Below are 13378 nucleotides of genomic sequence, written 5' to 3' on the forward strand. Positions count from 1 at the left end.
TTGTCGATCACGCCACCCCAAGCGTACCCTCCCGCCATGGAAGCCGAACCCGACCGCCTGACCCACGCCGCCCTGTTCGAAGGCTTCTTCATCGCCGGCCTGTCCGGTTTCGGCGGCGTGCTGCCCTTCGCGCGGCGCATCATGGTCGATCGCCGCCACTGGCTGACCGATGCCGAATTCGCCGATCTGTTCAGCCTCTGCCAGTTCCTGCCCGGCCCCAACATCGTCAACCTCTCCGCCGCGTTCGGCGCCCGCCACCGCGGCATCACCGGCGCGCTCGCCGCCATGGCCGGCCTGCTCGCCGCCCCCATCACCATCGTCATCACCCTCGGCCTGCTGTTCGCACGCTTCGGCAAGAATCCCCTGGTGCATCACGGCATCGAAGGCCTCACCGCCGCCGCTTCCGGCCTCATCCTCGCCACCGCCCTGAAAATCGCCGGCCCAGCGCTGCGCATCCCCACCGGCCTCGCCATGGTGGTGCTCGCCTTCGTCCTGTTCGCCATCCTCCACCTCGCACTGCCGCTCGTCATCGCGATCGCGCTGCCGATCTCGCTGCTGCTCGCCGCCCGGCGGGTCAAATGATCAGGCGGGTCAAATGATCCTATTGCCCCTCGCCCTGCTGTTCGCCGAACTCTCGATCCTCGCCATCGGCGGCGTCGCCAGCACGCTGCCCGCCATGGCCCGCGCCGTCGTCGCCCATCACTGGCTCACCCCCGCCCAATTCGCCGCCCTGTTCGGCGTCGCCCAGTCCAGCCCCGGCCCCAACATGCTGATCTCGACCCTGATCGGCCTGCACGTCGCGGGCCTGCCCGGCGCCGCCGTCGCCACCCTCGGCATGATCGGCCCGTCCAGCACCCTCACCGTGCTGGTCTCAGGCGCGTGGCACCGCTTCCGCGAAGCCCGCTGGCGCCGCATCGTCCAGGCCGCCATTACCCCCATCACCGGCGGCATGGTCCTCGCCGCCGCCACCTTCCTGATCCGCACCGCCGACCACAATTGGCGCCTCGCCCTCATCTCCGCCACGGTCGCCATCCTCACCCTGCGCAGCAAGATCCACCCGCTGGCGTTCCTCGCGATCGGCGCCGGTCTGGGGCTGGTGGGGTTTGGTTAAGGGAGGGAAAAGACTACTTTTTTGCAAAAAAGAAGCAAAAAACTCTTTGACTCCGGGGCGTGGGCGGTTTTCGCGGATTGCGCGCAAATTCCAGAAATCTTCCGTCTTCCTTGGTCACAAAAATCGTCAAAACTAACAAAGCGTTATTTTCTCCTTGCCCACCCCCCGCCTGTCGTGGTCATCTGCCCGCGTGAACACCAACGGCCCCGCCCCGCAAGACCTCGCCGCCGACCGCTTCGCCGCGTTCATGGTCTACCTGTGCGACACGCTGATCGCCGAGGCGTTCGAATCCCGCCTGCCCAGCGCGCTGCGCCACCTGCTCTGGTCGCGCCTCACCACACTCGCCGCCCGCTTCGCCCGGCTCTTCGCCGCACCACCGCGCCCGCATCGCCCGGCGCCGCCGCCGCCAACACCATCCCGCAAACCAAGCCCGCCGCACCCAAAACCCGCGCCCGCCGCCCCGGTCGACTACATCCTGCCGCGCGGCTTCTTCTGGCTGCGCCACATCCTGCCGGTCCGGTTTCACCGCATCATCTGCGCTCAGGCCGAATTGATCCACCTGCTCGATGATCCGGCCATGATCCAGCTCATCTTCGAAAACCCAGCCCTCGGCCGTGCCTTGCGCCCGCTCTGCCACATGCTCGGCGTCAGCCGCCCACCCCATCTCGCCCCGCCGCCGCGCGCCGTGTCACTCAGGCCCCGCCGCAAACGCCCGAAACAAAACCGCAGGATGCCGCCCGGCGCCATCCCGGACCGCATCACCCCGCCCGGCCGCGGCAGCCGCTTCTGGCCGCCCTGGTACAAACCGCTCGAAAATCCCGCCTGACGCCAAACCGCCCCGGCACGCCCAAATTGTTACGATATAGCAACTAAACAACCAGCCGCGCCATCACCATCTCCAGCGCCCAAGCCACCGTCGCCGCCCGCACCGCCGCCCGATCGCCGGCAAACACCCGCCGCTCCGCCACCACCCCATCCCGCCCGGCCACCGCGCACCACACGGTCCCGACCGGCTTGGCCGCCGACCCACCATCCGGTCCCGCAATCCCGGTCACCGCCACCGCGACATCCGCACCCGATCGCGCCCGCGCCCCCGCCGCCATCGCCCGCGCCACCGCCTCGCTCACCGCGCCCTCGGCGGCCAGCACCGCCGCATCCACCCCCAACAGCGCGACCTTCGCCTCATTGGCATAGGTCACGAACCCGAACCCGAACATCGCCGAAGACCCCGCCACATCGGTCAACGCCGCCGCGATCATCCCGCCGGTGCAGCTCTCCGCGCTCGCCACGCGCAGCCCCAGCGCCTTCGCCCGCGCCACCACCGCCGCCGCGCTCACAGCCCGCTCCCCGGCCAGACCAGCCGCAACCCCAGCAAAATCACCGCCACGAACGCCCCCGCAATCCAGTCATCCGCCATGATCCCCCATTCATCCGCCCGCGCATCCGCCAGCGAAATCGGCCAGGGCTTGCGAATATCGAACAGCCGGAACAACAAAAACGCCAGCAGCACGCCCGATCCGGTCAGAAACGGCAGCCCCAGCAGCGCGATCATCTGCCCCGCCACCTCATCGATCACGATCCACCCCGGATCGACCGCCGCCTTGCCGGTCCGCGGTATCGCCACCAGCCCGATCACGCTCGCCACCACCACCCCCGCCGCCAGCACCGCATGACCATGATCGAGCAGCACGCACCCGATCACCCCGCCCAGCACCGAGCCGAACGTGCCCGGCGCCCAGCGCGCATACCCCACCCCGCAGCCCGAAGCCGCCAGCGCCGCGATCTTCATGAGTGCGGCAACCACCGCGCAACCGGATTGCGCGCCGCCTTGCCCGCCAGAGCCCGATACACCACGATCCCCTCGGTCACCCGCTGCACATAATTGCGCGTCTCGGCAAACGGGATCAGCTCGATCCAGGTGATCATGTTCACCCCGCCCGAACCCACCGGCAGGCGCGGATCACCGTTCTCCGCCAGCCACGTCTCCACATTGCGCGGCCCCGCGTTATACGCCGCGATCGCCAGCGGCAGGCAGTTGCCGAACCGGCTCATCAGCGTCGCAAAATACGCGGATCCCAGCCCGATATTCGCCGCCGGATCGCCCATCAACCCCGCCGCCGGCAACCCAAGCCCCGATCGCGCCGCAATCATCCGCGCCGTCCCCGGCATCAGCTGCATCAACCCCTCCGCACCGGACCCGCTCATCGCCCCCGGATCGAAACTGCTTTCCTGGCGGATCAGCGACAAAATCACGCTCGGCCCCGCCCCGCCGGCCGGCGGATCGGCCGGCACCAGCCCCGCCGGGATCGGCCAGCCCAGCCCGACCAGCATGTCCCCCGCCACACCGGCAATCCGCGCGATCATCACCGCACTCGGCAGTTGCCCCAACCCTTCCGCGAGCCGCGCATCGAGGTAGCGATCATCCAGCGCCGGTGCGACCTCCGCCATCCGATACAAAAACGCCCGCGCCCGCCGCGGCGCGCCCATCTCGGTCAAAATCACCGCCGCCTGCGGCAATTCCCGCTCGGCGAACCCCGCCTCCTCGGCAACCGTAATCCGCGGCGTCGCAATCGCGCGGATCCGCCCGGCCAGCAGCGCCGCACTCTGCCCCAGCTGCAACGACGCCAGCTGACCATAATACGTATCGGGATACGCGCTCGCATCGCTCAAATCCGCGCGCGCCGCCCCGCCGGTCTCGGTCTGCGCCAGCCAGTAGAACGCCCGCGCCCGCGTGATCACCGCCGTCGAATCATGGCTCAGCGCCAAAAACCACGGCCGCGCCAAAGTCGGATCGTTCAGGAACCGCAACGCGATGAAGCCCGCCAGAAAATCCCGGCTCGCCTTCTGCGCAGCACTTTGCGGCCGCGCCGCCGCCACGATCGCGTAGGCGTCCTTGGCATCATTGGTCTGCAACAAATCCCGCGCCAGCGCCTGGCGCTTGATCCAGAACAGCGCCCGCGCCAGCCCGCTCGCCCGCAGCTCCGCCGCAATCCCACCCGATTGCCAAAGCGCCAGCTTGCTCGGCTGGTCCGGCGCCGCCGCCAGTTGCGCCAGAAACAACCCCGGCGTCGCCCGTTGCGCCGGCGTCAGCCCAGCGACCAACCCGGCGGCACCGGTCTGCCCCTGCGCCAGCGCCAGCCAGGCCTGCCCGGTCGCCTGATCGCCGGACGAAAGCAGCGGCAGCATCGCCCGCGCGCCCGAAATATTGCCCGCCAGCGCAAACCGCTGAAACCGCGCCCAGTTGGTCTGCGGCGTCAGCATCGGCGCATATTGCGCCAGAAAAGTGCCGGCATCGACCGAATCGCTATACCCATCGATCCACGCCCGCCGCGCGAATTTCGCCGCCTTGCGCGGGTCACTGACATCGAACGCCGCCGCACAGCGCGCATTCGCCGCGGCGGTCACCGGCAGGCGCTGCCCACATTCCTGCCGGACGATCGTGTCATCCGGGTCCGCCGCCAGCGCCTCGCTCCAGCGCCGCGCCAGCACCGCCTGTTCCGGCCAGTCCGGATTGCGCGCCATGAACACCCCGATCTGCCCCTCGCTCGCCTCGCCGGGATCGAGCAGCCGGAAGTACGTCACCAGCTTGGCCACCAGCCGGTCCGGCTGCGCCGCCGCCAGACTCTGCGCCTGATCCCAGTTGTTCGACCGCACATCGTTCATGATCGTGACCAGCGCCGGATCGGGCACCGGATCGGGCGCGGGCGGGGCGACAGTGGCGCCGGCGGCCGGCGCGCGGGCCGCCCCGAGGGTCATCAACAGCGCCAGCAGCATCGTCAGTCTCGTCATGCGGCACAGTTTAGCAGGACTGCCCGCGCGCTCCCATCCCTTGCCCAGCCCCCCGTACTGCGAATAAGTATCGCCCATGGCGGAGACGACAATGTTCCAAGGTTCACTGGTAGCGCTGATCACCCCGATGCAGGCCGACGGCAGCATCGATGAGGCGGCGCTCGAAAATTTCATCGAATGGCAAATCACCGAGGGCACCCACGGCCTCGTGCCGGTCGGCACCACCGGCGAATCACCGACGCTGAGCCACGACGAGCATAAGCGCGTGGTCGAACTGACCATCCGCATCGCTGCCAAGCGCGTGCCCGTCATCGCCGGCGCCGGCTCCAACGCCACGGCCGAGGCCATCAATCTCGCCCAGCACGCCCAGTCGGTCGGCGCGGACGGCGTCCTGGTCGTCACACCTTATTACAATAAACCCACCCAGGACGGTCTGATCCTGCACTACACCGCCATCGCCGATGCGATCGATATTCCGGTGATCATCTACAACATCCCGTCGCGCTCGGTGATCGACATGAGCGTGGCAACCATGGCCAAGCTCGCCAAACACCGCAACATCGCCGGCGTGAAGGACGCGACCGCCAACCTCTCGCGCCCGCTGCACACCACGGCCACCTGCGGCCCCGATTTCTGCCAACTCTCCGGCGAAGATCACACCGCACTCGCCTTCCTCGCCGCCGGCGGCCACGGCTGCATCTCGGTCAGCGCCAACATCGCACCCCGCCTCTGCGCCGAACTCCACAACGCCTGGCAGCGCGGCGACGTCGCCGCCGCCATGGCGATCCAGTCCCGCCTGCTGCCCCTGCACGATGCCATGTTCGTCGAAACCAACCCCGCGCCGGCCAAATACGCCGCCTCCCTGCTCGGCTACGGCACCCCCGACTGCCGCCTGCCGCTCGCCCCGCTGAGTGAAGCCGCCCGCGCCCAGATGCACGCCGCCATGGTCTCCGTCGGATTGATCAACTGATGGCGGAGCCGAAAAAAAAGTCGATGCTGATCTCCCACGGCATCGCAGCACAGAACCGCAAGGCGCGCTTCAACTACACCATCCTCAGCACGCTCGAAGCCGGCATCGTGTTACGCGGCGCGGAAGTGAAATCACTCCGCATGGGCCGCGCCACCCTCACCGAAGCCTTCGCCGGCGAACGCGACGGCGAGATGTTCCTGTTCAACATGTACATCCCCGAATACCAGGGCGGCGTCCTCTCGCGTTTCGACACCAAAGGCCCGCGCAAACTCCTGCTCAAACGCAAGGAAATCAACACGCTGATCGGCGCCGTCGCCCGCGCCGGCTCGACCGTTGTCCCGCTCGATGTCCATTTCAACCCGCGCGGCGTCGCCAAAGTCACCCTCGGCATCGCCGAAGGCCGCAAACAACACGACAAACGCGCCGCCGTCGCCAAACGGGATTGGGATCGGGATAAGGCGCGGCTGCTGAGGAACAGGTGAAGCAAGGCGTTCTTTTTTGAAAAAAAGAACCAAAAAACTTTCTGACTCTGGGGCACGGGCGTTTTCACCGGCACGGACCCAAATTAACAAAGTTTTTTTTGCTTCTTTTTTGTTCACAAAAAAGAAGGCCTTACTTAACTACCTTCCTTCGGAGCACCCCATGGACTGGCAACACAACGGCGTCCGCGTCATCCCCGGCGACCAACTCGACCCCAACACGCCGCAGACCCCCGGCATGAGCCGCGCCGCGGCGATCAACCACGCCCGGGTCGGTGCCCAGAAACTCTGGGCCGGCACCGTCACCATCGATCCCGATGCCAAGACCGGCGCGCATCATCATGGCGCGCTGGAAAGCGTGATCTTTGTGGTGAAGGGTAGGGCGCGGATGCGCTGGGGCGAGCGCCTCGAATTCACCGCCGAAGCCGGGCCGGGCGATTTCATCTTTATCCCGCCCTACGTGCCGCACCAGGAAATCAACGCCAGCACCGATGAACGGCTGGAATGCATGCTGGTCCGTTCCGATAACGAAGCGGTGGTGGTCAATCTCGACATCGAACCGGTCGAAACCCCCAGCGAAGTCGCCTGGATCGACCCGATCCACCAACACACGCACTGAAAGACGCCGCCATGACCGAGACCGACAAGGACAGCATCAGCCTGCTCGGCCAGATCAAGGACAAGTTGATCGGCCGCAAACAGGATTGGTCGCGCGACGGCCGCGCGCTCACCGGCACCACCGCGCCGCATGCCCAGCGCCTGCCGCCCGGCCAGCGCCTGGTGAGCGACTGGCCGGTGCTCGATCTCGGCATCCAACCGGAAATTCCGCACGCCGCCTTCCGCCTCACCATCGACGGCGAAGTTACCAACCCGGTCACGCTCGACTGGAACGCCCTGATGGACCTGCCGCAGCACGACAGCGTGTCGGACATGCACTGCGTCACCACCTGGTCGCGCTACGACAACCACTGGAGCGGCATCGCGGTCGCCACCATCCTCGACCTCGTCCAACCGCACAACACCGCCACCCACGTCCTGTTCGAATCGCACGACGACTACACGACCAACCTCACGCTCGAACAATTCGCCGCCGAGGATTGCTATCTGGTCCATACCTGGGAGGGCAAACCGATCTCCCGCCAGCACGGCGGCCCGCTCCGCGTCCTGGTGCCGCGCTACTATCTCTGGAAATCGGCCAAATGGGTCCGCCGCATCACCTTCGCCGGCGCCGACCACCCGGGTTTCTGGGAAACCCGCGGCTACAACAACAACGCCGATCCCTGGCTCGAAGAACGCTATAGCTGAACCATGGTCCGATCGGTGATGCTGTTCGAAGCTTCCGGCCTCCGCGTCTCGATGCTCGACGATGCCACTGATCGCGAGGCAGTGACCGAACTATCCGCCGCCTGCGCCGATTACGCCCTGATGGTCACCGGCGCGCCACCGACGCCACAGGACGGCGAGCGGTTTTTCCAGGATTGCCCACCCGGCCGCAGCCTCGATACCATGCTGAAACTTGGCGTTCGGGGCGACTCGAATACGCTGCGATGCCTGATCGATGTCGTGCGTGACTATCCCGAACCGGGCATCTGGTACATCGGCCTGCTGATGGTCCACCCAACCGATCGCCGCACCGGGCTGGGACGATCATTGATCGAAGGGCTGGCACGCCACGCAGCGGGGCAGGGCGCTCAGCGATTGAGCCTCGGCGTGGTCGAGGCCAATAACGCCGCCCTCGCATTCTGGACCGCGCTGGGATTTACCGAATGCCGCCGCACACGAGGCCAGCGGATCGGCAGCCTAGACCATCTGGTCATCGAAATGGACCGCACTCTGGTGCCCGCTTCACGGATCGCGGCACTTCAGCTACCAGACCGCTGAGCGATCCCCCAATCAGGAGACCAAGCCATGATCAAAGTCGGTGACAAGCTGCCGTCCATGAAACTGATGACCCCCGGCGCCGAAGGCCCGCAGGAGGTCGATACCGCCGATCTGTTCGCCGGCAAGACCGTGGTAATGTTCGCCGTCCCCGGCGCGTTCACCCCCACCTGCAGCGCCAAGCATCTGCCCGGCTTTACCGAGCATTACGACGCGCTGAAGGCCAAGGGTGTCGATTCCATCATCTGCCTCGCGGTGAACGACGTGTTCGTGATGGGCGCCTGGGCCGCCAGCCAGAAGGGCGCCGATCACATCACCTTCCTGGCCGATGGGTCGGGCATGTTCACCCGGGCGCTCGGCCTCGAGCTCGATCTGGTGGCACGCGGCCTCGGGGTGCGCAGCCAGCGTTTCGCCCTGATCGCCAAGGACGGCGTGGTCACCCATCTCGCGGTCGAGCAGGCCGGCGGGTTCGAGGTCAGCCGCGCCGAGGCGATCCTGGAGGCGCTGCCCGCCTGACCATGACCGATGCGCCAGCTCCGGCGCTCTGCGTTGTCGTGCCGTGCTACAACGAAGCCCTGAACGTCGCCCCGATGGTCGCGGCGCTCGATGCCGCGCTCACCGGCCTCGCCTGGGAAGTCGTGTTCGTCGATGACGACAGCCCGGACGGCACGGCCGATACGGTGCGCCGCATCGCGCGCACCGACCCGCGGGTGCGCTGCCTGCGCCGGATCGGCCGGCGCGGCCTGTCCTCGGCGGTAATCGAAGGGGCCTTGTCGAGTTCGGCCGATTTCATCGCGGTGATCGACGGCGATCTCCAGCACGATGAAACCCGCCTGCCGGCGATGCTGCACAAAGTCGAAGACGGCGCGGATATCGCGATCGGTAGCCGCCACGTCGGCGATGGCGACGCCGCGGGCCTCGCCTCGCCACTGCGCGAACGCCTGTCCGCCACCGGCATCAGCCTCGCCCAGATGCTCGCCCGCGCCCCGATCAACGACCCGATGAGCGGATTTTTCCTGCTCCGCCGCACAAGGTTCGAAGCTCTGGCGCACCGGCTGAACGGCCAAGGGTTCAAGATTTTGCTCGACCTGCTGCTGGCCGCACCGCAACCGCTGACCATCGTCGAGGTGCCGTACCAGTTCCGCCCGCGCACCGCCGGCGAAAGCAAGCTCGACATTCTGGTGCTGGTTCAATTCGCCGGCCTGCTGATCGACAAATCGCTGGGCGGCGTCCTGCCGCTGCGCTTCCTCGCCTTCGCCCTGGTCGGCGCCTTCGGCATGCTGGTCAATCTGCTGGTCACCAGCGCCGCCCGCCGCCTCGGCCTCGATTTCGGCACTGCGCAGACCATCGGTACCATCATCGCGATGATCGCGAATTTCGAGCTGAACAACCGGCTGACCTATCGCACCATGCGCCTGCGCGGCGGCGGCTACTGGCGCGGCCTCGTATTGTTCATGCTGGTCTGCGGCCTGGGCGCGATCGCCAATATCGGCATCGCGCGCGCGCTGTATCACGACAACACCGCCGGACTCGCCGCGAGTGCGGCGGGTGCCGCGATCGGCGTGGTCTGGAATTACGCGGTATCGGCCACGCTGGTCTGGCGCGCGCGGTGACCCCGCGCGCCTGGCTCATCCTGCTCGCGGCGCTGACCGCGCTGCGGCTGATCGTCGCCGCAATCGTCCCGCTCGCGCCGGACGAGGCCTATTACTGGCTTTGGTCGCGCCACCTCCAGCCCGGCTATTTCGACGATTCGCCGCTGATCGCCTGGTGGATTCGCATCGGAACGTCCGTGTTCGGCTCTTCCATGCTGGGGATCCGCCTGCTCTCGCCGATCAGTGCGGCCATCGGCTCGCTGCTGCTATGGCGCGCCGGCGAGGATCTGTTTCCCGCACGCAACGCCGGGCTGATGGCGGCGGTGCTGCTGAACGCCACCCTGCTGCTCAACGCCGGCGCCATCATCACCACGCCCGATACACCTTTATTATTGTTCTGGACCGCGACACTCGCCGCCGTCGCGCGCTGGCACGCCACCGCCGACGACCGCTGGTGGCTCGCCGCCGGCATCGCCGCCGGCCTCGCGCTCGATGCCAAATACACCGGCCTGCTCATCCTGGTCGCGATCGGCCTCTGGCTGCTGACCACCCCGGCCGGCCGCGCCGCACTGGCCCGCCCGCTGCCCTGGCTCGGTCTCGCCTTGTCCTTCGTGGTGTTCGCCCCGGTCATCCTCTGGAACGCCGATCACGGCTGGGCCAGCTTCGCCAAGCAGGGCGGCCGCAGCGCGCATCTCGACCTCGCCGGCGCGCCCGGCCATCTGGCGGGGCTGATCGGCAGCCAGATCGGCCTGGTCACGCCCGGGGTGATCGTACTGATGACCATCGGTCTCTGGTCAGCGCTGCGCCGGCGCAGCCCGGCCGGCGATCTGGTCGCCCTCACCGTGCTGGTACCCGGCGCGGTGTTCGCCGAACATATCCTCTCGGGTGCGGTCCAACCCAACTGGCCGGCGATCATGATCCCCGGCGCCGCGCTGGCCGCCGCCGGCGCCGCGCCCGGCATCACCCGCCGCTTCATCACCCCCGCCGCCGCCCTGGGGGCCGCAATGTCCGCTTTGGTCTACGCTCAGGCGATCGCCGCACCGCTGCCGCTCCCGGTCGCGCGCGATCCCACCGCCCTGCAACTCGCCGGCTGGCGCGGCCTCGCCACGGCGCTGGGCGCGCTGGCACGGGCTCATCACGTCGATACCATCGGCGCGGTCGATTACGGTCTGGTCGCCGAACTCGGCCATGATGCGTCACGCCACCTCGCGGTGGTCGGCATCGGCGCGCGTTGGCAGTATTTCGCGCGCCCCCGGCTGAGGGTGGGTCAGACCCTGCTGCTGATCGCGCCGGTTTATTTGCCCACCCCGGTCGCGCCGCGGTTTACCCGCATCGTTTTCCTCGGCACGATGGCGCGCCGGCGCGCAGGTGCGGCGATCCGATCCTACAACGTCTTCGAGGTGACATTCATGGGCCACGCCCAATCCGCCATCATGCGAGCGGCACGATGATCCCGACGCCCGACGACGTTCACCGCGCCGCGGCGCTGATCGTCCCGCATATCGTCCGCACCCCCACGCTGCGCTCGGCAGCACTCGATGAACGGACCGGCACGACCGCGTTCATCAAGGCCGAACCCCTGCAGCGCACCGGCAGCTTCAAGCTGCGCGGTGCCACCAACGCGCTGCACCGCCTGCCGGAAGCGGTGCGCCGGCACGGCGTCGTCACCTATTCCTCGGGCAATCACGGCCAGGCGATCGCCTGCGCCGCCGCGGCGCTCGGCATCGGTGCGACCATCGTGATGCCGGCCGATGCTCCGTCGATCAAGCGCGAAGCGACCGCCGCCTGGGGTGCCACGATCGTGCAGTTCGACCGGCGCACCGAGGATCGCGCCGCGATCGGCCAGGACATCGCGGCGCGCACCGGGGCCACGCTGATCCCGCCGTTCGAGCATCCGGACGTGATCGCCGGGCAGGGCACGCTCGCGCTCGAACTGGTGGCGGATGCGCGTGCCGCCGGCGCCGAGCTTGATTTCATCCTGGTCTGCACCGGCGGCGGCGGCCTCACCGCCGGCTGCGCACTGGCGCTGCAAAGCGTCTCGCCGATGACGCGCCTGATCGCGGTTGAACCCGAAGGCTGGGACGATACCGGCCGCTCGCTCGCCGCCGGCACCCTTATCACCAACGACGGCACCGGTTCACCGCTGTGCGACGCGCTGCTGGCCATGACACCGGGGGCACTGACCTTCTCGATCAACCAGCGCCTGCTCGCCGGCGCGGTCGCGGTGACCGATGCGGCGGTACTGCGCGCGATCGGCTTTGCGGCACGGCACCTGAAACTGGTCGTCGAGCCGGGCGGCGCGGTGGCGCTTGCGGCCCTGCTCGGCGAAGCCCTGCCGCTCGCGGGCCTGACCGTCGGCGTCGTCCTGTCCGGCGGCAATATCGACCCCGCCATCTTTGCCCGCGCATTAACCGACCCCGATTAGTCTTTCGTTAACCCCGCCCCGCGATACTGCCCCCCGAAGGCGGTGCAACAACGATGGCTTCGAAGAAACCACGAGCGGGCAAGGCGGGTAATCAGGCGGTCAACGTCATTATCCGCAAGGAAGAGATTGTCGAGGGCGGCCACCATGGCGGCGCCTGGAAGGTCGCCTATGCCGATTTCGTGACCGCGATGATGGCATTCTTCCTGCTGATGTGGCTGATCAACGCAACCACGGAAGCCCAGCGCGTCGGCCTCGCCGATTATTTCAGCCAGGCCAATGTGCTCAACCGTGGCGCCTCCGGTGAGGGCAAGCCGTTCGGCGGCCGCACCCCGTTCGATCATGGCGCCCTCACGTCCGATCTCGGGGCCGTGCGCGTCACCGTCGGGCACAACCCGGTCTCGCCAACCGTGCCGCACGTGCCGCAAGGCCAACAAATCCGCCCGGTCAACGCGACCGGCCAACATCTCGCCAATGTCACGACGACCCAGCAAGGCGCCGGCAAACCAGGCAGCGGTGCAGTGCCGAGCATGGCACCCCCGCCCGCGGCACCGAGCGTGTCCGCCGTCGCCAACGGCGGCCTCGCCGCGGGCAATCTCGGCCATCGCCGCTTCGCCGCCGCATCCCAGGCGATGACGCAGGCGATCAAAGCCGATCCGGCGCTGCGGGTGCTCTCTCATCAGATCAGTATCCGCGAAACGCCGCAGGGCCTCGAAATCCAGATCATGGACACCCACAAGCGGCCGATGTTCAAGCTCGGTTCATCGGAACCCAACGCCATGACCGGCGCGCTGATCCGCAAGATCACCCCGATCCTGGACAAGCTGGCGGACCCGATCAAGATTTCCGGCTACACCGATGCCACGCCCTATATCGGCACCGGCCAGAGCAACTGGGATCTGTCGGTCGAGCGCGCGAACGCGACGCGCCGGCTGATGGAGCAGGCCGGCCTGCCGAAACCGCTGATCAGTGCCGTGGTCGGCTATGCCGACCGCGATCTGCTGCTACCAAAAACGCCGCGCGCCGCAGGCAACCGGCGGGTTGCAATCCTCGTATTGCGTCCCGCGCTGGTGAATGGGGTCAAAACATATGGTGCGACCGCGCCATGACCCGATATTCGAAGATCTGTTTGAATAA

The 13378-nt window shown here is 67.6% G+C and carries 16 protein-coding genes; 13 read left to right on the forward strand and 3 right to left on the reverse strand.

Annotated elements, in window-relative coordinates; translation table 11 throughout:
• The first annotated feature begins 36 nt into the window (after positions 1-36).
• The 3 genes from BW994_RS05650 to BW994_RS05660 all read left to right on the forward strand — a co-directional run bounded on the left by BW994_RS05650 (position 37) and on the right by BW994_RS05660 (position 1937).
• Positions 37-582 carry a chromate transporter gene (locus BW994_RS05650; RefSeq protein ID WP_029311185.1) on the forward strand — a complete coding sequence of 182 codons (546 nt, stop codon included), beginning with the start codon at positions 37-39 and terminating at the stop codon, positions 580-582.
• A gap of 13 nt (positions 583-595) precedes the next feature.
• On the forward strand, positions 596-1111 hold the full coding sequence (locus tag BW994_RS05655; RefSeq protein WP_029311186.1) for a chromate transporter: 516 nt from the start codon (positions 596-598) through the stop codon (positions 1109-1111).
• A 190-nt stretch (positions 1112-1301) separates the two neighbouring features.
• Positions 1302-1937, forward strand: a complete 636-nt coding sequence (locus BW994_RS05660) for a hypothetical protein (RefSeq protein ID WP_051657227.1) — start codon at positions 1302-1304, stop codon at positions 1935-1937.
• Between the two features lie 43 nt (positions 1938-1980).
• On the opposite strand, the gene BW994_RS05665 is transcribed toward BW994_RS05660, so the two are convergent.
• The 3 genes from BW994_RS05665 to BW994_RS20370 are packed head-to-tail and all read right to left on the reverse strand — an operon-like array spanning position 1981 to position 4900.
• Positions 1981-2448 carry a CinA family protein gene (locus tag BW994_RS05665; protein WP_029311188.1) on the reverse strand — a complete coding sequence of 156 codons (468 nt, stop codon included), beginning with the start codon at positions 2446-2448 and terminating at the stop codon, positions 1981-1983.
• The gene (locus tag BW994_RS05670; protein WP_029311189.1) at positions 2445-2900 is read right to left on the reverse strand and encodes a phosphatidylglycerophosphatase A family protein; all 456 of its coding nucleotides are present in this window, start codon (positions 2898-2900) and stop codon (positions 2445-2447) included. The genes BW994_RS05665 and BW994_RS05670 overlap by 4 nt, the downstream gene beginning before the upstream one ends.
• The gene (locus BW994_RS20370) at positions 2897-4900 is read right to left on the reverse strand and encodes a lytic transglycosylase domain-containing protein (RefSeq protein ID WP_029311190.1); all 2004 of its coding nucleotides are present in this window, start codon (positions 4898-4900) and stop codon (positions 2897-2899) included. Before BW994_RS20370 ends, BW994_RS05670 begins: the two co-directional genes overlap by 4 nt.
• Before the next feature lie 91 nt (positions 4901-4991).
• Here BW994_RS20370 and dapA point away from each other — a divergent pair, with 91 nt between their 5' ends.
• The 10 genes from dapA (at position 4992) to BW994_RS05725 (ending at position 13350) form a co-directional block, all read left to right on the forward strand.
• Positions 4992-5870 carry a 4-hydroxy-tetrahydrodipicolinate synthase gene (gene dapA / locus BW994_RS05680; protein ID WP_029311191.1) on the forward strand — a complete coding sequence of 293 codons (879 nt, stop codon included), beginning with the start codon at positions 4992-4994 and terminating at the stop codon, positions 5868-5870.
• Positions 5870-6352, forward strand: coding sequence for an SsrA-binding protein SmpB (gene smpB, locus BW994_RS05685; RefSeq protein ID WP_029311192.1), 483 nt, complete (start codon positions 5870-5872; stop codon positions 6350-6352). The genes dapA and smpB overlap by 1 nt, the downstream gene beginning before the upstream one ends.
• Positions 6353-6512: 160 nt before the next feature.
• Positions 6513-6968, forward strand: a complete 456-nt coding sequence (locus BW994_RS05690; protein WP_029311193.1) for a cupin domain-containing protein — start codon at positions 6513-6515, stop codon at positions 6966-6968.
• A gap of 11 nt (positions 6969-6979) precedes the next feature.
• Positions 6980-7654 (forward strand): molybdopterin-dependent oxidoreductase, encoded by a 675-nt coding sequence (locus tag BW994_RS05695; protein WP_029311194.1) that lies wholly within the window; start codon positions 6980-6982, stop codon positions 7652-7654.
• Positions 7655-7657: 3 nt separating this feature from the next.
• Positions 7658-8230, forward strand: coding sequence for a GNAT family N-acetyltransferase (locus tag BW994_RS05700; protein ID WP_051657228.1), 573 nt, complete (start codon positions 7658-7660; stop codon positions 8228-8230).
• Between the two features lie 27 nt (positions 8231-8257).
• A complete protein-coding gene (locus BW994_RS05705) occupies positions 8258-8743 on the forward strand; it encodes a peroxiredoxin (protein ID WP_029311196.1) in 486 nt (161 codons plus the stop codon).
• A 2-nt stretch (positions 8744-8745) separates the two neighbouring features.
• Positions 8746-9840, forward strand: coding sequence for a glycosyltransferase (locus BW994_RS05710; RefSeq protein ID WP_029311197.1), 1095 nt, complete (start codon positions 8746-8748; stop codon positions 9838-9840).
• The gene (locus BW994_RS05715; RefSeq protein ID WP_029311198.1) at positions 9837-11270 is read left to right on the forward strand and encodes a glycosyltransferase family 39 protein; all 1434 of its coding nucleotides are present in this window, start codon (positions 9837-9839) and stop codon (positions 11268-11270) included. Before BW994_RS05710 ends, BW994_RS05715 begins: the two co-directional genes overlap by 4 nt.
• A complete protein-coding gene (locus BW994_RS05720) occupies positions 11267-12244 on the forward strand; it encodes a threonine ammonia-lyase (protein ID WP_029311199.1) in 978 nt (325 codons plus the stop codon). Before BW994_RS05715 ends, BW994_RS05720 begins: the two co-directional genes overlap by 4 nt.
• 53 nt (positions 12245-12297) lie before the next feature.
• Positions 12298-13350 carry a flagellar motor protein MotB gene (locus BW994_RS05725; protein WP_029311200.1) on the forward strand — a complete coding sequence of 351 codons (1053 nt, stop codon included), beginning with the start codon at positions 12298-12300 and terminating at the stop codon, positions 13348-13350.
• Positions 13351-13378 lie beyond the last annotated feature (28 nt).

The organism is Acidiphilium rubrum, assembly GCF_900156265.1.
GTDB classification, from domain to species: Bacteria; Pseudomonadota; Alphaproteobacteria; order Acetobacterales; family Acetobacteraceae; genus Acidiphilium; species Acidiphilium rubrum.